This is a genomic window from Ruminobacter sp. RM87, assembly GCF_000701925.1.
GTDB lineage: Bacteria > Pseudomonadota > Gammaproteobacteria > Enterobacterales > Succinivibrionaceae > Ruminobacter > Ruminobacter amylophilus.
Window position 1 is genome coordinate 48,801 of sequence record NZ_JNKD01000007.1, and the last position, 21,725, is coordinate 70,525.

A 21,725-nucleotide genomic window follows, 5' to 3' on the forward strand; every position below is an offset into this window, starting at 1 on the left:
GCCTCCGTAAATTATGTGTTTGTCGAAAACCGGGATTGAAGATAACTGTTGTCTTTTTGGGAAGAAACATTCAGCGGTTCCGTCTCTGGTTATAATACTTTAGCATGAGATGTCTGAGATATCGATAATTTTATACCTTATTTTGCTTATAGTCTGTGGTAAATTTTTGCTTTTACCTCTATAATGCAAGACGGAAATTTTTTTGTATTTTTTTATTTAAATCGGTTAAACGGATTCTGCCGTTTTTAATGGTTAAAACCAGCGGCGGAACTGTTGCCCTTTATAGATGGAGTATAGGTGATGATTTCAGTTGATGAGGCGTTGTCAGAGATTGTTCGTGGTGCCGATTCTGTAATTTCGGTTGAAGGATTAAAGGCAAAGCTTGAAGAAGGCAGACCATTGAGAATTAAGCTCGGCATGGATCCTACAGCTCCGGACATTCATTTAGGTCACACCGTAATCTTAAACAAGCTGAGAGTTTTTCAGAAGCTTGGTCATGAAATCATTCTGATTATCGGTGACTTTACCGCGGCGGTAGGTGACCCTACAGGCAAGAATGCAACCAGACCCCCTCTTTCAAGAGAAAAGATTCTGGAAAATGCCAAGACCTATGCGGAACAGGCTTTTAAGATTCTTGATGAAAGCAAGACCAGAATCGTGTACAACTCTGAATGGCTTGAAAAGCTCGGAGCTTCCGGCATGATCAAGCTTGCATCACGTCAGACCGTTGCCAGAATGCTTGAACGAGATGATTTCAAGAAGAGATATGCAGCAGGTCAGTCCATTGCCATTCACGAATTCATTTATCCTCTGCTTCAGGCATACGATTCAGTTCATTTGAAGGCTGACGTTGAACTTGGCGGTACCGACCAGCGCTTCAACCTTTTAATGGGGCGTGAACTGCAGAAGGAAGAAGGATTAAGTCAGCAGGTTGCCATCATGATGCCTCTGCTCGTAGGTCTTGACGGGGTCAAGAAGATGAGTAAGAGTGCCGGCAACTACATCGGTGTTCATGATGCTCCTAATGACATGTTCGGCAAGATCATGAGCATCAGTGATGACCTGATGTGGAACTACTATGAACTTCTCAGTGAACGTTCACTGAAGGAAATTGAAGAGTTCAAGTCCGGAATTGCTGCAGGTACTGTAAATCCTAGAGACGTGAAGATTACCCTTGCAAAGGAAATCATTACCCGTTATCACGGAGCCGAAGCTGCAGAAGCCGCTCATCAGGATTTCGTAACCAGATTCTCAAAGAATGCAATTCCTGACGATATCCCAGAAGTAACCGTATCTTTAAACGGTAACGATACTCTTCCTGTAGGCAATCTGCTCAAGGAAGCAGGCCTCGTTGCATCAACCTCTGACGCCATCCGCATGATCAGGCAGGGGGCTGTAAAGCGTGACGGCGAAGCTGTAACCGATACCAAGCTTCCTGTAAGTGCCGGTGAAGCCGTATGGCAGGTCGGCAAGAGAAAGTTCGCAAAGGTTACTCTCGCGTAATCCGGAATAAAAACGGACTTTCACGGAAAGTGTAAAAGATAATGCAGAACGGAGACGTTCTGCATTTTTTTTAGCCTTAATTCATCGGTCATCCTCCGTATTTTGCGTGAAGGTTAAAGGAATCACTAAGTCTGACGTATTCTTTTTTTACACGGTCACGTAAAAGTGATAAGTTTATGTTAATGATTCTTTTTGAGGATTAACTGTTTAAGGAATGATTGTATGGATGGTAAATCTCTGATTGTTTCCTCTCTGCTTCTCGGAGCCTGCTTCATAGCCGGTATGTACACACTGGCTCCTACTCTGGAAATGACGGCAAAGCATCTGATTGAATCGGAAAGACTGGTTACGGTTAAAGGGCTTGCTGAACGCATGGTAAAAGCCGATCACGTGTATATTCCCATCGGATATTCCGTAAAATCATACAGCCATTCTGACGGTCTGCAGATGATTGATGCCTACAGGGCCCAGGTGCTTGAACATATCAAAAGATACGGTATCAGGGATAATGACATCGGCTTTTCCATGCCTTCGATGTATACCTTCAGTGAAGGCAGTAACGGAACCGGCAGACAGGTGTACAGCATCAGTGCAGGTGTTTATGTATCCACGGATAACATGGAAGCCGCAGAAAAACTTAAAAACAGTTTTTATGAGCTTATGAATGCCGGTATTCCTCTGACTGACCAGTCATGGGATATCAGGTATACCTATAACGGACTTAATGACATAAAACCTGCGATGGTCGAGGAAGCCACACGAAATGCCAGAGAGGTTGCGGAAAAGTTCGCCAGGGATTCAGGTTCGTCACTCGGTAAAATCAAAACCGCCAATCAGGGAGTTTTTTCCATTAACGGTGATGATAAGGATCCGAACAAACTTGTCAGAGTTGTTTCCACTGTTCAGTTCTACCTGAATGATTAGTACCTTCCGTCTGTCGTAATCATGATTTTATTAAACGGTTTTACGTTCGCGTAAAGCCGTTTGTTGTCTCTGATATTCGCTGATGAGGAGAGCTCCAGAGTAAAATGGTATTTATTCCCATTTAAAAACTTGGTAACGGAAAACTGAAAAAGGCATAATTATATACATGAGTGTATGTTTTTTTTGATTGAAAATTATGAAGAATAACGAAGAGGAATATGGATATAACAGCCGTTCCGGGAATGTTAACGGCGGTTCTCAGGGACTAGGCATTGTACGGATTATAGGCAGAAAGGAAACTCAGAGTCATGCTGGCATCAGTGTCTGTTCTCCCTGCAGTCATGATTCAGACGGCTCATCACCGGTTTCTGAATTTGAAGATGTGAATTTGCGTAATTACCGGCAGATACATCCGGATGACGGTTCCCTCTATTTTCTGGCCAGGGAATTGGACTGTCCTCACTGCTCATCCTTAATTGTTGCGGATCTGCAGAGTCTGCCGTATCTGGCCGATGCCTCATATAATCTTCTTACCAGAACTCTGGTCTTAAAGCCGAAATCCCCTAAAAGCATACCGGACGATATTGAGAGTACGGTTAGCGAAATCATTCACAGGTATGAACCTGATGTAACCGTTGTTCCGTTGTCAGACGGACATGAATCCATCAGTACGGACGAAAAAGAGGACACAATTTTCGGCGTTTCCCTTAAAATCAGACTGATAATAGGGCTTGCGGTTTTTGCTTTGGGGCTTGGTCTCTATTACGGATTTGCAGAGTTGTCAGGCGTGAGAATTACCGCCTGCATACTGCTTCTGGTTTCTTACCTTGCTGCCGGCGCCGATGTTCTTCTTGATGCGGTCAGAAAGATTAAAACCAGTCCTTTCAGTGAACAGATGCTCATGACCGTGGCATCTCTTGGTGCGGTAGCCATCGGTGAATACCCGGAAGCCGCTGCCGTAATGATCTTTTACCAGGTTGGAGAATATTTTCAGGACAGGGCTGTTAATCATTCCAGGGCATCCATAAGGGCTCTGCTCGATATCTGTCCCGACAAAGCCAGTCTGCAGACAGACGATGGAATTGTCGAAGTCAGAGCTTCTGATGTAAGAATCGGAGACAGGGTGGTGGTAAGACCGGGAGAGAAGGTTCCATGTGACGGAGTGGTCATAAGCGGTCATGCCGGGATGGATACATCCAATCTTACGGGGGAATCCGTTCCCCGTTCAGTATCAGAGGGCAGTGAGGTATATTCAGGTTTTATTTCCCGCGACGGTGTGATTGAGGTGGAGGTTCGAAAGAAAGCTGACGATTCCGCCGCGTCGGAAATTATCAGAATGGTTGAAAAGGCGGGGGAAAGAAAGTCCAGAACTGAAAATTTCATATCAGTGTTCGCAAAATACTATACACCTTCAGTGGTAGCCCTTGCGGTACTTACGGCTCTGATTCCTCCTCTGCTTTTCGGAGAAATGTGGTCGGTGTGGATAGAGAGGGCTCTTATATTTCTGGTGGTTTCATGTCCGTGTGCTCTGGTGATATCCATTCCTCTTACCTATTTCAGCGGTATAGGCGCGGCCTCGGGACGCGGTATTATGGTGAAGGGCAGTAATTATCTGGATGCTCTGGGAAAGGCAGGTGTGGTGTTCTTTGATAAAACAGGAACACTTACCAGAGGAACCTTCAGACTGAGCAGTATTACGGGCAGCGGAATCATGAGTGATGATGAGCTTCTCAGACTGGTGGCCTCAGCCGAGAATGGATCGGCTCATCCGATTGCCAGGTCAGTTACCGAAGCAGCTGAAAAAAGAGGCCTTTCCTTACTGAATATTTCTGATTTTCAGGAGATTTCCGGCCGGGGAATCAGAGCCGTGGCAGACGGAAAAACGGTACTTGCCGGTAACGACAGGCTTCTTAAGGATGAAAATATTTCTGTCCCAGACATTTCAGCTGTGGGAACGGTTATTCATGTGGCTGCGGACGGAGTTTATGCAGGAACTCTGGTGGTAGCGGATGAAATCAGGGAAGACAGTGCCGCGGCCGTAGATAAACTGAGTAAGATGGGAATTTCATGCGTAATGCTTACCGGAGATAACGACAGCATAGCAGCTTCGGTTGCCGGACATGTGGGAATAAGTGAGTATCATGCGTCTCTTTTCCCTGCTGACAAGGTGTCTCTTGTCGAAAAGTCTCTTAAGAAAATTCATGAGAAAAACAGGACTGCAGTTTTTGTGGGCGACGGTATCAATGATGCTCCGGCTCTTGCTCTCGCCGATGTGGGCATAGCCATGGGGGCAATGGGATCTGATGCCGCCATAGAGGCTGCTGATGCCGTTATTATGAGTGACGAGCCCCGTAAACTTGTTACCGGTATCGGAATAGCCCGTAAGACCGGTACTATTGTCAGACAGAATATAGTGCTGGCTCTTGCGGTGAAGTTTCTGCTGATGATTCTGGGGGCAATGGGAATTGTGGGAATGTGGTTCGCGGTTTTCGGAGACGTGGGAGTTATGATTCTGGCGGTACTTAATTCCATGAGAATGATTTTCAACCGCAGGTCTGCATAACCTTACCTGTTTCCGGGAAGGTTTAATTTGACGAAAAGAAAAGACTCTCTGCCTGGTTTCAGAGAGTCTTCTTTTTTATGGATTTTTCAGGCTACATTTCAATTTTGTAGCAAGGCTTGTATTCGTGAGTCTGCAGTTTGAATCTGCCCTGAGCCACGAAATCGGCAAGAAGTCTGTCCATGGACTGCATGATGCCGGCATCACCGCGTATGACGTAAGGACCTTTTTCGTTAATCTGCCTGATGCCGAATTCCTTTACGTTACCGCATACTATGCCTGAAAACGCCTGACGCATGGTGGCTGCCAGCTTGTATGGTTCCATGTCTTTGACGATATTCAGGTTGTACATGTTTTCGTGAGTAGGTACAAAAGGAATCTGCAGTTCTTCCGGAATCTGTACCGTCCAGTTGAAGCAGTAGGAATCACCTATAAGGGTACGGTGATCCTTTACCATTTCCATGGACTTTTTAATCTGTACGGCCACTTCTTCCGGATCATCAATGATTATTTTGTACGCTCTGGAGGCTTTTTCACCTAAAGTGTCCATAATGAATCTGTTGATGGTATTGAAATAATCTTCACTTTCCCTGCCACCGGTAAGAATCAGCGGAATCTGTTCGTGCCTGTTTGCCGGCAGAAGCTTGATGGAAAGAATATACAGCAGTTCCTCCACGGTCCCCGGTCCTCCCGGAAAAACGATAATGGCATTGCCGAAGCGGACAAATGCTTCAAGTCGTTTTTCAATGTCAGGCAGAATAACCAGATTGCTTACCATGGCATTAGGCGGTTCTGCGGCAATGATTGAAGGTTCAGTCAGACCTACGAACCTGCAGGTGCTGGAATTCTGCTTTGACTGACCGAAATTTGCTCCGACCATCGGGGCCTCCATAACTCCCGGACCGCAGCCTGTGCAGATGTCAAATTTACGTAAACCAAGCTGTACGCCGACATTGTATGCGTAGTCATATTCCGCCTTGCTAATGGAATGTCCTCCCCAGCAGACAACTGTGTTCGGGTTTTTTCCTGCAACCAGAATCTGTGCCGAGCGGAGAATACTGAAAATGACATTGGTAATCATTTTCCCGTGACTCAGGGCATTTTCATCCATTCCCGTAGGCAGAATATGACGTGGGGACAAGGTACTCATTCTGATGATGTCTCTGAGTACGGCATAGAGGTTAATCTGGATGGATGTAATGATTTCTCCATCAACAAAGGCTGATCTTGGAGGATTGATAAGTTCAAGCTTCACACCGCGTTCGTTGCGGACCACCTTTATGTCAAAATCTGAAAATTTATCCAGAAGTTCCTTGGCATTGTCAGTCTGAACCCCGCTGTTTAAAACAGCAAGAGAACAGTTGCGGTACAGATCGTAGAGTTCACCGTAGGCGGTGTCGGAAAGACTTTCCGCTTCTATCTGAGATAACAGCGCCATCGCTTCAGGAGGCTGAATTACGGAAATCATATTTTACCTGCCTTTAATAAGTTAAAACGAAGTAATGATGTCACGTGAATCCGGCTGAAATTTCCGGATGACGTCAGCGGACATCGGATATATGGGCATATACTTCTAATTCTATGTAATTTATCAGATGATTTGAGAATTTTATGGCTGATTTTTGACTGACATGCTAATAAATCTGCATGATTGTTATTAATTAGGCACAGGCTGATTTAAAAAAGCCTGAGACTGACTATTGGCGGTCTCAGACTTTTAAGCTCGGGTGCTACAGTTTCTTCAGTTCCCTGAGTTTCTGTCGGAGCTCTTTGATTTTTGATGATTTGTCCGGTTTTTCAGGCTGATAGTGAATACTGCGGTAGAGACGGTACATCTGTGCAAAAAGTTCTGCATAGTGACTGTTTTTCTCTGCCAGCATACTGCAGAAACGGCCGTAGGTATGCCATTCTACCATTTCTACGTTTTCCTTTTTCAGAATTATCATTACTGCCTTTCGCATTACAGCAAGTTCAGGAGATACCGTTCTGTCGCTTTTTTCTCTGGATGTAAACAGAATTATGGCAATATAAGTAATGAATGACAGCACCACCAGGCCGAGAACGGCAATGATACTGCCTTTAAATATACTCTGCTGTCTTTCGGAGTCGAAGTTAAGTACAAACATGGTCCATTTCATGTCCATGTATTCCTTGAGACTGACAAGACCAGACAGTATGCTTTTTTCAGCAGTGATGCCGTTTGATGCTCCGATAACGGATTGTTCACTGATGCCGTTGCTGTTCCATTCTGCTACCACAGCCGTAGGATCAAGCTCAACCCATCTGTTGTTTATGAAAGCTTCAACCCAGGCATGAGCATCATATTCACGGAGAATGACATAGTTTTCATTACGATTGAGTTCACCGCCCATATAACCTCCCACTATGCGTGAGGGGATTCCTGCCATTCTGAGCATTAGTGCCATTGCATTGGCGTAATGTACACAGTAGCCGAGTTTTCTGGAAAAAATCAGCTCATCAAGATAGTCCGTGGTCTGATATCTGCCGGGGGACAGTGTGTATCTGAAACTGTTGCCGGAGAAGAACTTTAGGATTGCATTAGCTTTTTCTTCGTCACTGTCAATTCCTTCGGTAAGTTCCTTCACCAGAGCCTGAGTTCGCCTGTTGGTGAGTGTATTGAATGACAGAACTTCAGTACGCTGACGACGGTCTAGTCTTTCAATCCGTTCTTTCAGATCCGTAAGATAGGTGAAATGAAAGTACTGTCTGCCTGCTCCTGAATTGTTTGCGGAGAATACGTCGGTGGAAAGATAAAATACTCTTTTTGTATCCGTACTGGTATTTGAATATTTAAGAGTTGGAATATACGGGGTTCCGGTATTTTCCAGAATGACGTCATAATCGATTGTCCGGGAATGGCCCTGAGCCTGCGGCTTTGGAAATTGCAGATATTTATACCACTGGAGCTGTCGTCGCATGGATGAATCACGTTCACCTTCAGTCCATCCGCTGAAGGAATAATTTTCGTAGACAATTGCTCTGAAGTATCTTGATGACGGAATGTCTCCGTGAAAGACTACCCTGGCTATGATTCTGTCTGAAGTCGACATGTTGCCCAGACCGTTAAGGTCGAGTTCTGAACTTATGCCTGAAAGCGACTGCTCGATATTGGGGATTACCCAGAATGCTCCGGTTCTCGGCAGTACGAGGAACATTACAACCGTGACCGGCACGGCCGGAAGAATGATTCTGAACATCAGTTTAAAATCTTCCCTGATTGTCTGTACATGCGTAATTGACACAAATGCCCAGATAATCATGATGCACATGGTCAGGATGTACAGCAGAATATAGAATTCATAATGGAATATCAGAGGTACAGCGGTTAGAAACAGCAGGGCGGTACATTGAACATAAAGATCTCTTTTATTGGCATATTCCAGAAATTTAAGGGCACATCCCATCATAAGCAGGCTGATGAAGGTATCGGCCAGATTTCTAAAAATCAGGGCGCTGGCCGCAATAATAAAGATACCTATAAAGGAAATTATTCTGATATAAAAACGACTCAGAGGGCGGATTACGTGGGTGGCGCTCAGAATACGCAGTATTATGGCCAGAATGCAGATAACCGAAATTCCGGTATAAATATGGGAAAAAGACATCAGAGAGCATATGGTATAGATGCTGCCCATAAGTATAAGTGATTTGTTGTTGGTAACTAGCATGGGATACCTCAGTGTCTTTAGATGGAAGAATTATTGTATAAGGCCAGCTGTTTCAGTATTCTCTGCTGATGTTCATGACCGAAGCCCGGTGATATGTAGATTTCCCTGAATTTAAAACCGAACTGTATGTTTCTGCGGGTAAGATCCGTAACGGCATAGGTCAGCATGGAAATCTGTTCTTCAAGTTCACGGCTTTTTATACTGTTTTCGGTAAGATACATATCCATGGCGTCATCGGCGGAGAAGTCCTTTACCATCAGTCCTCTGCCAAGTGCCAGCTGTTTCCAGTCAATCAGATTTACGGAATCACCGGGAGTGTATTTTTTCAGTCCGGAAATTTCATCGTTGCCGTGAGTGTTTGTTGATCGGATGCCGTCGTTTTTACTGACCGGAACCCCTGCTTCCTTCTGCAGCATGTATTCGCAGCTTACGGGTTTTGGATAAACCAGAACCATTTCATCAAACGAGCAGTAGGAGAAGCCTCTTATCAGCCCGAGAGGATACAGTGATTCAATTTTAATTACGGGGATCTCGAAATATCCTCTGCGCGGGCATGAACAGGTCAGCTGACTGTTGTGACCGGCTGGAGTATTTTCAATAAAAATATCCGGACCTTCACCTGTCATCAGGTGCAGTTCCCTTACGTTATGGCGTGAGTCAGCGTTGTTCAGGTACAGGGGAATATATATGGATTCACCTGCGTATATGTTGTTCGGCGATTCCCTGTAGGAAATACTAAGTCCCCTGAGGTTCTCATAGCTGTAGTAGACGCTGGTTATTAAGACAGACAGCGCAAAAAGAGCTATAAACAGCACGAGGTTGTTTTCATAGTTGAGCCCGAAGCCTATCATCAGCACACAGGTGATGATGAAAATAATGCCGCTTTTGTTGGGGAGCAGATAAATGCGGCGTCTTGTCAGTGCTTCCCCGCTACTGATGGCCCATCTTTTTTTGCTGCGGTATGACATATTCTTATACGTTAGGATTTATCTTGTGTAAAATCTTGCTGCTGAAGGTGTTGGAGTTAAGTGTAGCCAGGTTTCCTTTACGCAGTCTGTGTTCCGCAACATGAGGGAATACCGTCTGCACATCGTCAGGTGCCACGTAGTCACGTCCCTTTGCATAGGCATAGGCACGGCTTACGGCCAGAAGAGCGATGGCTGCGCGAGGAGAAAGAGGATTAGGTATGTCCTGATCCTTTCTGGTTGCTTCACAGAGGTCCATAATGTAGTTTATGATGGCGTCAGACGCATGGACGTGTTCAACCTCTTCCTGCATCTTTATGAGTTCGGTTCCGTTAACAAGAGGTGAAAGGTTAATCGGTCCGTTTTCCCTTTTCAGAATTCTCATTTCCTGAGCTCTGGCAGGAAAGCCTAGTTCAATACGCAGGGTGAAACGGTCAAGCTGAGATTCTGGCAGAGGAAAAGTGCCAGCCTGATCAAGAGGATTCTGGGTGGCTATTACAAAAAACGGCTCCTGAATCTTATGTGTTTCTCCGTCAAAAGAAACCTGATGCTCGGCCATTACTTCAAGAAGCGCACTCTGGGTTCTCGGAGAGCCTCTGTTGATTTCATCCGCCAGAAGCATGTTGGTGAATACCGGACCTCTGTGAAATTCAAAGGTATGCTGATTTTCATTGTAGATATTGGCTCCGAGCAGATCTCCTGGGAGCATGTCGGCGGTAAACTGTACACGCTGACATTCGAGTCCGAGTACCTGTGATAAGGCTCTGGCCAGAGTTGTTTTTCCCATTCCCGGAAGGTCTTCTATGAGAAGATGCCCTTTTGCGAGAATACAGCTGAGGGCAAGGGTTATCTGCTGTTCCTTGTCGAGAATTACTGTGGATACGCTTTTGATGATGTCTTGACAGTTTGCCATGGGGATTCCTCCGGTTTCGGCAGGAAACACACCGAACACGCCTAGTGACCAGTGTGCTGTTCTATTGTTGATTAAGATTGTTTGTCAGTATTGCTATGTATAATTATAGTCTAGGAGAATAATCATATAAATAAATGATATAGATTTTTGCGATTAGGTAAGGATAAAAATGTTTAAGACGTTGATGAGTTGATATTTGCGGATAAAAAATCTCCCACTCAGGGGAGAAAAATGAGAAGAATGCAATAAAGTAAAAGAATCCCAAATTGGCGGACTATACATATGTAAGCTAAATGAATCCGCCAATTGTTTTACTGTTCTTTTCTAGGTCGTCCCCGAGGCCTTTTTTGATCGAGTACGTGAAAATCTTTCTGTAAATAGAAAAACATCCTGAGAATTTTTTTAAAGCAGTGACCTTCCGGTTACTGCTTTTGTGTTATTAATATTACCTGTTTGTTTTTATAAGTCAAGATTTATGTTTTATGAATAAAATAGTCAATTATTTCTATTGAAATTTAACTATTTTTATTAAAAAACAAAATAATCAATAGACGGAAGTTTCAGCTTCCGTCTTTTGTTTATCCCAGAAATCAGTCTGGTAATCGGCCTTCATACATTATCTGAAATTCACCGTAGATTACTCCCCAGTTTCTTAGAGGCATGGTCCATTTTTTGGTTGCTTCAAAAGTGGAAAGATACAGTGCTTTCAGCAAGGCCTGGTCACTCGGAAATACGCTTCTTTGGCGATTCAGTTTGCGGTAAGACGCATTAAGACTTTCAATGGCATCGGTGGTGTAAATAACCTTTCTGACTTCAGCTGAGAATTTAAAAATCGGGCATATTGCATCCCAATTGTCATACCAGCGTTTCATGGCTCTTGGATACTTATCCTGCCACTTCGCCGTAACATGGTCCAGGGCCTTTCTGCCGTCTTCTTCATTCGCTGCCTGATAGATTGTTTTTAGGTCTCTGGCAAATGCTTTACGGTCTTTTTCCGGAACGTATTTTAAGGTGTTTCTTATTTGATGGACGATACATCTCTGGTATTCTGTCTTAGGAAAGGCTACGGAAATGGCTTCTTTAATACCGCTGAGCCCGTCAGCACAGATAACCATGATGTCCCGAACACCTCGGTTCTTTAATTCATTTAGGCTGGAAAGCCAGAATTTTGCACTTTCGTTTTCTCCGACATGAATGGATAGTACTTCCTTGCGTCCAGAACAACTGATACCTAAAATCACATAAGCCGCCAGCTTTCTGATAATACCGTTATCCCTTACCGAATAATGAATGGCATCAATAAAAACAACAGGATAAACATCCTCTAATGGTCTGTTTTGCCATTCTTCTATTTTTGGCAGAAGCTTATCCGTAACATCAGATATAAAACCTTCAGACGCCTCAAAGCCGTATATTTCATAAAGCGTGTCAGAGATTTGTCTGGTGGTCATTCCTCTGGCATACATGGCAATGATCTTCTGGTCTATTTCAGATATGTATTTCTGTCTTTTCTTGACAATCTGCGGTTCAAAAGTTGATTTCCTGTCCTGAGGTACATCAAGTTCCAAACTGCCCATGCTGGTATTGACGGTTTTCTTTTTATAACCGTTACGATAATCATCACTGTCTGAACGTTCGGATTTCTGGTACCCAAGATGCTGCTCCATTTCAGCTTCCATCATATCTTTGATGGTACTGCCTAAAAGATCCCTAAGAGCAGCCTGTATGTCGGCTACGGTTTCGATATTATATTCCTGAAGAAGCTGTTTGATAATCTGATGCTTCCCTTCAGTCATCTGGATCCTGTGGACGGACTTTTTTTCTTTAACCATAATGCAAAACTCCTGATTATATAAGTTAAATTATATCTCAGGAGTTTTTCTGACATTTTTAGCTATATGTAATTTACAGAGTTTGGTTCACACACCCGGTCAGTATTTACTTCCATTGCCTTCGAAGGAAACAACCGTGAACCCGTTCTCCTTACACCAGTTTTTAAGATGCTTCAGGCAGTTAAAGTCATCAGCTGACGGAGGTGAATACTCATCAGGCGGACAGAACACCTCAAATGAGCTGTCCAAAAATTCGTTAAGCTCATTCTCGGCTTCCATCAGAAAGTCATCAAACATCCTATCCAGATAATCACTGATTTGGTCTTCAATCAGGATGGTCAGTTCATCACAGCTTATAAGCGGCGTTATTTTCAGATCTGAGGATAAATTATTCAGGATGAGCTTTGTATCTTTCGGTCTTATTGTAAAGTGGGCATCGTAATTACATTCGATGGGGGCATTGTTTCCATACCAGTAGCCTGAACCGTACCAGTCCAGATCCAGATCTTCTGAAAGGAACTCCTCAATCTCTGATTGTTCTCCGTTCCATTTTCTTCTGTTATCTTCGGAATAGAGAGATGCCAGTATGCAGGCCACATATTCGGATATTCTTTCGGTAAGACCGCATTCTTTACTTATGGTTTCGGTGAATGCGGCAATGTCATCCGCAATATCCTCATTGTCGTAGAGAATTTCGTTCAGGAGGACCAGCAGTATTCCGCCGGCAATGTTTTTAGGGCAGACCTTTGCATCCGTGAGCTCGAGGTAAACCTCATAAGGTTCGTCGTGCAGGTAATCCACGCCTTCTCTTTCAACTATTTCTTCCAGCTTTTTAATTGTCTGATTCATATCTTACCGGTTCTCCTTTCACTGTCTTTATTACAGACAGTTTTGCAGTACGAATGTTCAGGGAAAATAATCAGTAAATTTTTGCACCGATGTTCTTCTGCTTTAGAGACTGTGAGCAGGAGAATGTCTTTACTCATGATAAAACATGCTGACTATGCAGAATGCAATCAAGTTCTAAGTTTTTAATTTATCGTACATGTATGATTACTAAAACAGGTTAGCATGATGAGTTTCCTGATAGATTAATTAACAATAAAAAATGGAAAAGGCTGCCTGTTTTTAATATAGCTGGTGTGGGAAAATCAGAGGCTTCTGGCATGATAGTGAAAAATCATGTCATCTTAATTAACTGTTAGAAATTAAAAAAGCCACCTGTTATCCTTTAATAAACCATTACTTAAAGGAGTGCTAACAGATGGCTTCAGCTGATACATTATGCAAGAAATTGCTCGGTGTCAAGTCCGCAGTTGTAACCGGACACGATTTTTATCAGGATTCAGACGGACTTAACCATCTTCGGATTCATGCTCGATCAAGTAAAAGAAAACATAAAAAAACACGAGACGATATTGGAATATATCTCGTGTTTGAGAAGATCGTTACCTTACAAGGGTTTCTAGATAAATTTATATAGTACAGTGATTTGGGAAGGTTTTAATAAAGATTAATATGCAATGTGTAATATTTGTACAGGTTGTGATTATGGAAATTAGGCAGCAATGGAAAGATCTTTTTTGCTGTCATTTTTTTCTGTCGCCTCTTCGTTCTCTTCAACAACCGTGAGAGTTACGGCATGCAGACCGTGATCTGTAATTTCTGCAGTGTAATCAACCAGCTGACCAGGTTTGAGAGTTCTGTATCCGTTCATGGCAATGGCGGTATAGTGTACAAAAACATCTTCCTTGCCTTCAGCAGGGACTACAAAGCCAAATCCTTTGGCGTTATTAAACCATTTTACGGTACCTCTTAGCATGTGAAATGCCTCCATAAGTTTAACAGGGAAAGAATAGTAATATACTTGTGTTTAAGCAAAAAACATGCCATTTAACAGGAATAAAAATATGATTAAGCCGGATATTCTCTTCTAAAATTAAAAATTTGACATAAATCAGAGAAAAGAGGATGTGCCGTAACTGATAAACCGGAAGAATGACATCAGTTCGGTCTTATACATATTCGGAAGACTGTCGGTGCGGATGAAGTCAATGACGGAATTAATGGATAATTTCTGAAATCTTACGGTTTTAAAGATTGTTTGTGGGGCATTAAATCACCAAAATGGTGCGTAAAGAGTAAATAATAACCAATTTGGACAGGATATGAATTTGTATCTTGTTTATGAAAAAAACAGACTTTCAGGAATGCTATTCATGCCTGAACAGACAGATAAGGTCTGTATCTGAATATACAGACCTTTTTAATGGAGATGAGTCAGATACTAGGTGTTTTTAGCAATGATTCTTTCTAAAGTCTTAACACGTTCTTCAAGATCATAAACCTTAAGTTCCAGAGCCTTGTCAGCAAGAATTGCTCTGCTGCTTGCGGCCTGTTCAAGAACCTTGTCTTCCGGAGTATTCTGTTCACCCGCTGCCGGATTTCCCTGATGGGTATTTGAGAGCATGCCGAATTTAGCGGCAGTTTCAACAACAGCGTTAATGAAATCATCGCTTCTTTCTATGATTTTCTTTTCAAGAATCCTCAAGAGTTTATCGTCTGCACTCGAACCACTTCCTCTTGATTCATAGGTGCTGATTGAAATTGCAGCCATATCCAGATGTTCTGCTAAATTTTTGGCTGTTACAAATCCTAAGCCAAGTCTCCATCTTTTATATAATTCCGGACTCATAGTATTTCCTTTGATGTTTTTATTAGCAATCAGACTAGATAGAATAGTTGGACACTTCCAAATTTCCAAGTGCACAATCTTTTAAGTAATGTACGTTTTTTGATTTCAGCATTTCTGCGTGCTTAAAAAGGTCATTACTTTTTTCTATATTTTTAGGAACGCCTTTTCCCGTATACAGACAGTATGCCATCAAAGCACAGGCATCACCGTAATCCCTGTCTGTCTCAGAAGCTTTTTCAAGATAGGAATGCAGATGAAAAACGCACTCATTGTAGTCAGGGGCTATGGACGTATCATGAACGCTGGTTCTACGTCTTTTGGTGACTGAAACTCTGCTGTCGTTAAATTCTTCATTCTTCCTGTCTGCTTCTTTTCTTATTATTTTTTTATTTTCATATCCCCCATAGTTTTTTGCACTATAGGTTTTTTTGAAATAATCAGATAATGTATCTCCGAAAAAATTTATTACGGCAAGCAGATAAATACATTCCTGATAATCATTTCTTATAGCTCTTTCACTGTAGTACTTGGCGGCATTCACGTTGATGTTTGTTCCCAGTCCGATGAATCTCATTCTTGCGAGATAGGGCAGAGAAGGAGCAAATTCAGCGCTCAGCAGTCTTTCAAAAAGTGAAAATGCTTTGCTGTATCTTCCTGTTTTCATGCATCTGAGTGCCCTGAAGTAGTTTATGAACACTCTGGCAAATCTGAAAAAGTCAACCCAGTAGGTCACAAGGAGTATGCATACACACAGTATTCCTTTGACAACAAGGTTGTCGCTTACATTACCGTAAAAGCCAAAAACAGCATAGATAAGTCCGAAGGATATTAAACTTTTTAAAATAAATAAAAACATAAATACCCCCGGAAGGTTATTTTAGCGACTGCGGAATACAATACGGCCTTTGGTGAGGTCGTAAGGAGTCATCTGAACCGTAACCTTGTCGCCGGTTAAAATACGGATATAGTTCTTGCGCATCTTACCGGAAATGTAGGCCATAACAACGTGGCCGTTTTCAAGCTGTACTCTGAAAGTGGTGTTTGGAAGGGTTTCGAGTACTACACCCTGCATTTCAATATTGTCTTCTTTGGACATGTTTTATTAACTCTTTATTATTTTTTAATATTTAAAAGACTGTATGTGATTGTTTTTTACCGATTTGAGAATAAAAAAACTCAAATCAAAAATTGAGCTGAATTGTACTATCTTTTTTATAAATATGCAAAGAAAAAAGCGAACTGTATCGCACTATATTCATATAAAATATAAAAAAATGATAATGGTTTTAAATACTCTAAAGTGAAATTTTTTATTACTTGGTTATATTTTAATCAAATTGTCTGAATTGTTACTTATGGAAAAACGTTTATAAAATTGCTTAAAAACACTGATTTTTTGCGATTAAGTTAAAAAAATCTCACGGTGCGCGGACAGAACTGCCGGTATGGACGGAAATCAATGAGAATTAATTCTGATCTGTTTTCTCGGATAAGCACACTGTCGGTTAAGCTGTAATGTTTTCTGATGTATTATTGTTTTAAGTGAAAATTAATGAAAGCTGGAGGTATGCGGCTGATGTTTAAAGTAAAAATAGATTCCGTTGAGGTTTCAGTATTGTGGGAAAAAACGAATCAGTCGAGGCATTGCGCACAATTGCGTGTAAAGCTCCCGTTAATATCAGTACAAAAATGTACGGCGGTTTTGAGCAGGTAGGTGAACTCGGTACAGCGCTTCCTCATTCCGACACGGAAATCACTTCCGCACCCGGTGATATTCTGCTTTATTGCGGCAGCATGATAGTGCTTTTTTACGGAAAAAACACCTGGAGCTATACCAGACTCGGCCGAATTACCGGTAAAACTCCGGAGGAACTTAAAGAGCTTCTTGGTAAGGAACACGTTACAGTTTCAATAACTTCTGAAAACACTGAAAAATAATGATGTTTATTACGGTTCAGCCAGTTTTAACCATAAAAACTGATTATTTTTTGAGCTATATCTCATGATACGAAAGAGTAACTTTTAAATAACTTTTGAATAACTTATTATTATATTTCCATGTGATTAATATCTAGTAATGCCGACGGCGTTACATAAAACATTAGAGCTTACCACAACAAATAAAGTAAACTTGCAGAAATATAGTAGTTTTGCAAGGTTGATTTAAGGGTTTCTTTATTACCCGGTTCTGCCGACGGAGACTGATTGTCATGCCGTTCCCGTCTGCAGACTGGGACCGAAGAGCTGGAAAGTTTTACCAAGATGCGCTTTTGAGATGATTAGAAGCGTGTTTAATGCAAGGAAACAAACATCCGGAGATAAGAAAAAAGACAGGGATGTTTGCATTTTATTAAAGTGTAGGTGCTGTATTGAGAGTTTTATATTTACCGCACTGTTTCCTGCACCGGGATATACGGAGTTTATCCGGAAAGGTGATCCGGCATTTATCTGAATATATCGGAAGATGCTGTGATTAACCAATTTCAGGGCTTTCCTGATAGGACTGCAAAAGCAGGATTAAAAGGGTGTAAAAAATGCCAAGACTAAAAATAGTAACAGCGTTAAGTATTATCGTGGTTCCGCTGGTAGTACTGTATGTTTTTCTATTTGTTTTACCGGGAATGACCTCAGCAGGTTCAGGTTCCGTTCTTGATCGTAAATTCTCTACCGTCAACGCAGATAACAACGTCGTGGATAAGCCGTACATTGATGAAAGCTATCTGAGTGAAGCAGGCAGAAATCAGCTGGCTTATCAGCAGATGAATGCCGCAAAGGGGGATGTTTACTATCACGATCTGAGCATCAGAGAAAAGATTAATAAAAACACCGAGTTTTATCAGGTTGAAGCCTCCGATCCTGATGAGCTCAGAGAAAAGATTGTAATGTTTGCCCCTGAAAATGCCTCAACCGGCAAAAAGAGTGTGACAAAGGTTACCTATGGTGTTGACTGGAGCCTTGATACACGTCAGGAAGAAGGTGAATGCAAGTTCTACGGAGCAAATATCGTTACCAATGTGACCATGATGGTTCCACAGTGGGTTGGTATGGAAAACCAGCCTGATGAAGTCAAGGAACAGTGGGGTACCTTCCTTACCAGTGTTTCCAACTATGAAGCTACACATAATCAGATTATGATTGAGGTAAGCAAGGAAATTGCAAACAGAATCCGTTTCATTCCTAAGCAGTCTCTCTGTTCAGATCTCGTGGAAAAGGTTAATAACATCGGTAACAGCGGTCTTGAGCTTGCCAAGGAAAAAATGAGAAGATACCGCTATGAAACTGCAGGCGGCAGATATTTCGGCGTCAGGATGCCTGCATTCGCCAGAAGAGACTACGTAGAATCAGTTGAAACCGAATAAATTCACGGTTTTGTTATTAACTGAACAATCCGCATGATTACCGGTTGGTCATGCGGATTTCTTTTTGTAATGCCTGTGGATTTTTACGAAATAGGTGTTATTCAGAGGCCAGAAAACCGGTAAGCATTTCTCTTTTTCGGCCGAACCCCCGGCGCTTTACCAGAGTAAAACCTGCCTCTCTGAGATTGTCCCTGACTTCACGGCACACGGTGAAGGTGGCAATGTTTGTTCCTGCGGTACTAAGATTAACAAGCAGCTTCATGCTTTGCAGAGACCACATGTCGCTGTTGCTTTTGGGGTTGAAACCGTCAAGAAACCATGAATTCACAGGCTGATTTACCGAGATGCGCGAATAGCAGTCGGATATGTCCCCAATCATCAGTACAAGGGTGAAGTGACTGTTTATGACTACCCTGTTCAGTCCTGTGTGCAGGGGGCGTGAAAATAATGCCTGAAGTAGTTCCTTACTTTCTTTTTCAAGCTGAGGAAAGTGTCGGTGGGCTCTGGCCATGTCATCAGGACTCAGAGGATATTTCTCCACTGTCAGAAAGGTAATGTCAGGGAGTGTTTCAGCCTCTTCTTCAAGAAGCCTGTAGAAACGCATCAGAGTTAGCAGATTGAGTCCGGTACCGAATCCCGTTTCTCCAATCAGATATTCACGGGGGCCTGTTCCGTTGCCAGAAAGTGAACCTGCCGATGCCGGAAGTCTTTCCTTCAGATCGCATCCGTTTATGAAAACATGTTCTGTTTCATCCATGCCTCCGCAGTCGGAGAAATACACATCATCAAAATCGGTGCTGCGGGGTTCATCGGTTTCGGTAAAATCGATGCTGGCGTAGGTTATCGGATTTTCCGGGAGAGAGGAGGTGATAGTAATCATGATACGTTCCTGTTTTCAGACGACGGATAATTATTGATCACCGGAAATCAACTGTCCACATTCCGATAACAATTGATTTTTAAACTGATTCCGGATAATCCGTTTCGACAGGAGAAATGTGTTAATGCAGGTGTTTTTATACACATTTCTGTTATGTGACACAGTATGAATTGATTTTTGCCACAATTAAAAAAAACTATAATATAATGTGATTCATTGTGGATATGTAGTTTTACATTCCTTGGTTTCCGGCTGAAATTTTTCTGACCGGGTCATGAACCTGAGCGGTTAAGTTCTGTCTAAAGCTTTACTGGGGCCGCCTCGGGTGGTGTAAAAAATCAATAAAGAGATATATAAATTATGAGAAGAGCAGTTATTACCGGTATGGGAATTGTGTCCAGTATTGGTAACAATTTGCAGAATGTTCTGCAGTCCTTAAAAACAGGAAAGTCTGGCATTTCTTTTTCTGAACAGTTTAAGGAAGCAGGTTTAAAGTCAAACGTATGGGGTGCAGTGGATTTAAACCTTGATGAACTGATTGATCGCAAGGTTAAGCGCTTCATGGGCGATGCTGCCGCATATGCCTATCTTTCCATGCAGCAGGCAGTAGAGGATTCCGGTCTTACCGAATCAGAAGTTTCAAATGAAAGAACCGGTCTTATCTGCGGTTCCGGCGGTGCATCAAGCAGAAATCAGGTTGAAGCCTGTGATACCTTAAGAACCAAGGGGATTCGTCGTGTAGGTCCTTATCAGGTTACTAGATGCATGGGATCAACCACTTCAGCATGTCTGGCAACACCTTTCAAGATTAAAGGCGTTAATTACAGTATCAGTTCAGCCTGTTCAACATCAGCTCACTGTATCGGCACTGCTGCTGAACAGATTATGCTTGGCAAGCAGGATGTCGTGTTTGCCGGTGGCGGTGAAGAACTGGACTGGAGTCTGGCCTGTCTGTTCGACGGCATGGGCGCCTTAAGCACCAAGTACAATGAAACTCCTGAAAAGGCTTCAAGAACCTATGATGCCGATCGTGACGGTTTTGTTATTGCCGGCGGTGGCGGCATGGTTGTTGTTGAAGAACTCGAACATGCACTTGCGCGCGGTGCCAAGATTTACGGTGAACTGGTAGGCTTCGGCGCAACTTCAGACGGTTACGACATGGTAGCCCCTTCCGGAGAAGGTGCGGTGAGATGCATGAAGCAGGCTATGGCAACTTCAGCCAATCCTGTCCAGTACATCAATACTCACGGTACTTCAACCAAGGTGGGCGATACCAAGGAACTTGAGGCAATCAAGACAACATTCGGTGAAAATGTTCCGTTCCTGAGCGCAACCAAGGCTATGACAGGACACAGTCTCGGTGCTGCAGGCGTGCAGGAAGCCATTTACTCACTTCTGATGCTTAACAATAACTTCATTGCTCCAAGTATCAATATTGAAAATCTTGATCCTCTGGCAGAAGGTTTGCCAATTGTTACTTCAGCCAAGGATATTGAGCTTGAATGCGTAATGTCAAACAGCTTCGGTTTCGGCGGAACCAATGCCTGTCTGATTTTCAACAAGTATCACGGTTAATGCGGTCTGCCGACGGCAGACGTTTTTTAAAAAATCAGAGGAAAATTTTTTCTTCTGATTTTTTTGTATATAAGGATAATAAATGGGCGACAGAATTAGACTGGATAAATGTCTTACACTGAATTACGGTCTGAGCAGAAAGGAGGCGGGTGTTGTTATCCGTAAAGGCGAGGTTACCGTTAACGGCAGTGTGGTAAAGGATGCGGCACTCAAGGTCGGACCTGAAGATGCCATTGTCTGCAACGGTGACGGTCTTGAAGTGGTAACTGAGCAGAAAAAGAGGTATTTCATGATAAATAAGCCTCAGGGGTGCGTCTGTTCAAATGATGATCCGATGAATCCGATTGTTCTGACCCTGCTTTCCGAGGAGGCGGGGGGACTGTTCTGCGTGGGCAGACTGGACCTTGATACCGAAGGTCTTCTGTTCATTACTGATGACGGGGCCTGGGCGCACCGTATAACCTCTCCCAAAAAGTCCCACACAAAAACCTATGAGGTATGGCTGGCTGAAGACTGTCCTGAAAGCAATATAGAACTGTTTGAGAAGGGAGTGCTTCTTCGCGGTGAGAAAGAACCGACAAGACCAGCCAGACTTGAAATTCTTGAACCGAAACATGTGCTGCTGACCATTACCGAAGGCAGATATCATCAGGTGAAAAGAATGTTCGGTTTTACGGGGAACAGAGTGGTAGGACTTAAACGCATTTCTATCGGTGAGGTGATGCTTGACGATGATCTGATGCCTGGCGAATACCGTGAACTTACGGAACGTGAGATAGCTCTTTTTTAGTAGGCAGAACATGCTGAAAAACAGAGAACCGGACGAAAGT

18 protein-coding genes are annotated in these 21,725 nt (G+C 42.9%); 7 read left to right on the forward strand and 11 right to left on the reverse strand.

Annotated features, from left to right (window positions below):
• Positions 1-300: 300 nt before the first annotated feature.
• The 3 genes from tyrS (at position 301) to T489_RS0103280 (ending at position 4,990) form a co-directional block, all read left to right on the forward strand.
• A complete protein-coding gene (gene tyrS, locus T489_RS0103270) occupies positions 301-1,503 on the forward strand; it encodes a tyrosine--tRNA ligase (RefSeq protein ID WP_031578615.1) in 1,203 nt (400 codons plus the stop codon).
• 222 nt (positions 1,504-1,725) lie between these two features.
• Positions 1,726-2,427 (forward strand): SIMPL domain-containing protein, encoded by a 702-nt coding sequence (locus T489_RS0103275; protein ID WP_031578616.1) that lies wholly within the window; start codon positions 1,726-1,728, stop codon positions 2,425-2,427.
• Between the two features lie 196 nt (positions 2,428-2,623).
• Positions 2,624-4,990, forward strand: coding sequence for a heavy metal translocating P-type ATPase (locus tag T489_RS0103280; RefSeq protein WP_051621754.1), 2,367 nt, complete (start codon positions 2,624-2,626; stop codon positions 4,988-4,990).
• A gap of 91 nt (positions 4,991-5,081) precedes the next feature.
• Here T489_RS0103280 and ppnN read toward each other — a convergent pair whose 3' ends face one another.
• From ppnN to infA, 10 genes are all read right to left on the reverse strand, one after another.
• A complete protein-coding gene (gene ppnN / locus T489_RS0103285) occupies positions 5,082-6,455 on the reverse strand; it encodes a nucleotide 5'-monophosphate nucleosidase PpnN (protein ID WP_031578618.1) in 1,374 nt (457 codons plus the stop codon).
• A 262-nt stretch (positions 6,456-6,717) separates the two neighbouring features.
• Complete coding sequence (locus T489_RS0103290; RefSeq protein WP_031578619.1) at positions 6,718-8,676, reverse strand: transglutaminase TgpA family protein; 1,959 nt, start codon at positions 8,674-8,676, stop codon at positions 6,718-6,720.
• A gap of 17 nt (positions 8,677-8,693) precedes the next feature.
• The gene (locus tag T489_RS0103295; protein ID WP_031578620.1) at positions 8,694-9,644 is read right to left on the reverse strand and encodes a DUF58 domain-containing protein; all 951 of its coding nucleotides are present in this window, start codon (positions 9,642-9,644) and stop codon (positions 8,694-8,696) included.
• Between the two features lie 4 nt (positions 9,645-9,648).
• Positions 9,649-10,554, reverse strand: coding sequence for an AAA family ATPase (locus T489_RS0103300; protein WP_031578621.1), 906 nt, complete (start codon positions 10,552-10,554; stop codon positions 9,649-9,651).
• 590 nt (positions 10,555-11,144) lie between these two features.
• Entirely contained in the window at positions 11,145-12,386 is a 1,242-nt protein-coding gene (locus T489_RS0103305; protein ID WP_031578622.1) for an IS256 family transposase, read from the reverse strand.
• Positions 12,387-12,485: 99 nt separating this feature from the next.
• Entirely contained in the window at positions 12,486-13,235 is a 750-nt protein-coding gene (locus T489_RS0103310; RefSeq protein ID WP_031578623.1) for a hypothetical protein, read from the reverse strand.
• 709 nt (positions 13,236-13,944) lie between these two features.
• Positions 13,945-14,208, reverse strand: a complete 264-nt coding sequence (locus T489_RS0103320) for a cold-shock protein (protein ID WP_031578625.1) — start codon at positions 14,206-14,208, stop codon at positions 13,945-13,947.
• A gap of 465 nt (positions 14,209-14,673) precedes the next feature.
• The gene (locus tag T489_RS0103330) at positions 14,674-15,081 is read right to left on the reverse strand and encodes a hypothetical protein (protein ID WP_031578626.1); all 408 of its coding nucleotides are present in this window, start codon (positions 15,079-15,081) and stop codon (positions 14,674-14,676) included.
• A 34-nt stretch (positions 15,082-15,115) separates the two neighbouring features.
• Entirely contained in the window at positions 15,116-15,937 is an 822-nt protein-coding gene (locus T489_RS0103335) for an SEL1-like repeat protein (protein ID WP_031578627.1), read from the reverse strand.
• 21 nt (positions 15,938-15,958) lie between these two features.
• A complete protein-coding gene (gene infA, locus T489_RS0103340) occupies positions 15,959-16,177 on the reverse strand; it encodes a translation initiation factor IF-1 (protein ID WP_031578628.1) in 219 nt (72 codons plus the stop codon).
• A 521-nt stretch (positions 16,178-16,698) separates the two neighbouring features.
• On the opposite strand from infA, the gene T489_RS13435 reads away from it, so the two are divergent.
• Together T489_RS13435 and T489_RS0103350 are read left to right on the forward strand one after the other, a co-directional pair.
• On the forward strand, positions 16,699-17,019 hold the full coding sequence (locus T489_RS13435; RefSeq protein WP_051621755.1) for a cyclophilin-like fold protein: 321 nt from the start codon (positions 16,699-16,701) through the stop codon (positions 17,017-17,019).
• Between the two features lie 596 nt (positions 17,020-17,615).
• Positions 17,616-18,440, forward strand: a complete 825-nt coding sequence (locus T489_RS0103350; RefSeq protein WP_031578629.1) for a DUF922 domain-containing protein — start codon at positions 17,616-17,618, stop codon at positions 18,438-18,440.
• A gap of 97 nt (positions 18,441-18,537) precedes the next feature.
• Here the strand turns inward: T489_RS0103350 and mnmD are convergent, their stop codons facing one another.
• Positions 18,538-19,320, reverse strand: coding sequence for a tRNA (5-methylaminomethyl-2-thiouridine)(34)-methyltransferase MnmC2 (mnmD, locus tag T489_RS0103355; protein WP_031578630.1), 783 nt, complete (start codon positions 19,318-19,320; stop codon positions 18,538-18,540).
• Positions 19,321-19,680: 360 nt separating this feature from the next.
• On the opposite strand from mnmD, the gene fabB reads away from it, so the two are divergent.
• Both fabB and T489_RS0103365 read left to right on the forward strand, forming a co-directional pair.
• Positions 19,681-20,895 (forward strand): beta-ketoacyl-ACP synthase I, encoded by a 1,215-nt coding sequence (gene fabB / locus T489_RS0103360; protein ID WP_031578631.1) that lies wholly within the window; start codon positions 19,681-19,683, stop codon positions 20,893-20,895.
• A 94-nt stretch (positions 20,896-20,989) separates the two neighbouring features.
• Positions 20,990-21,685, forward strand: a complete 696-nt coding sequence (locus T489_RS0103365; protein WP_031578632.1) for a pseudouridine synthase — start codon at positions 20,990-20,992, stop codon at positions 21,683-21,685.
• Positions 21,686-21,725: the final 40 nt, after the last annotated feature.

What these genes read in the sequence shown, in the direction of transcription:
- T489_RS0103275 (WP_031578616.1), top strand. Translation starts at nt 1,726, where the DNA reads ATGGATGGTAAATCTCTGATTGTTTCCTCTCTGCTTCTCGGAGCCTGC.
- T489_RS0103335 (WP_031578627.1), bottom strand. Translation starts at nt 15,937, where the DNA reads ATGTTTTTATTTATTTTAAAAAGTTTAATATCCTTCGGACTTATCTAT.
- T489_RS0103310 (WP_031578623.1), bottom strand. Translation starts at nt 13,235, where the DNA reads ATGAATCAGACAATTAAAAAGCTGGAAGAAATAGTTGAAAGAGAAGGC.
- T489_RS0103295 (WP_031578620.1), bottom strand. Translation starts at nt 9,644, where the DNA reads ATGTCATACCGCAGCAAAAAAAGATGGGCCATCAGTAGCGGGGAAGCA.
- mnmD (WP_031578630.1), bottom strand. Translation starts at nt 19,320, where the DNA reads ATGATTACTATCACCTCCTCTCTCCCGGAAAATCCGATAACCTACGCC.
- T489_RS0103280 (WP_051621754.1), top strand. Translation starts at nt 2,624, where the DNA reads ATGAAGAATAACGAAGAGGAATATGGATATAACAGCCGTTCCGGGAAT.
- fabB (WP_031578631.1), top strand. Translation starts at nt 19,681, where the DNA reads ATGAGAAGAGCAGTTATTACCGGTATGGGAATTGTGTCCAGTATTGGT.
- T489_RS0103330 (WP_031578626.1), bottom strand. Translation starts at nt 15,081, where the DNA reads ATGAGTCCGGAATTATATAAAAGATGGAGACTTGGCTTAGGATTTGTA.
- tyrS (WP_031578615.1), top strand. Translation starts at nt 301, where the DNA reads ATGATTTCAGTTGATGAGGCGTTGTCAGAGATTGTTCGTGGTGCCGAT.
- T489_RS0103350 (WP_031578629.1), top strand. Translation starts at nt 17,616, where the DNA reads ATGCCAAGACTAAAAATAGTAACAGCGTTAAGTATTATCGTGGTTCCG.
- T489_RS0103290 (WP_031578619.1), bottom strand. Translation starts at nt 8,676, where the DNA reads ATGCTAGTTACCAACAACAAATCACTTATACTTATGGGCAGCATCTAT.
- T489_RS0103320 (WP_031578625.1), bottom strand. Translation starts at nt 14,208, where the DNA reads ATGCTAAGAGGTACCGTAAAATGGTTTAATAACGCCAAAGGATTTGGC.
- T489_RS0103305 (WP_031578622.1), bottom strand. Translation starts at nt 12,386, where the DNA reads ATGGTTAAAGAAAAAAAGTCCGTCCACAGGATCCAGATGACTGAAGGG.
- T489_RS0103300 (WP_031578621.1), bottom strand. Translation starts at nt 10,554, where the DNA reads ATGGCAAACTGTCAAGACATCATCAAAAGCGTATCCACAGTAATTCTC.
- infA (WP_031578628.1), bottom strand. Translation starts at nt 16,177, where the DNA reads ATGTCCAAAGAAGACAATATTGAAATGCAGGGTGTAGTACTCGAAACC.
- ppnN (WP_031578618.1), bottom strand. Translation starts at nt 6,455, where the DNA reads ATGATTTCCGTAATTCAGCCTCCTGAAGCGATGGCGCTGTTATCTCAG.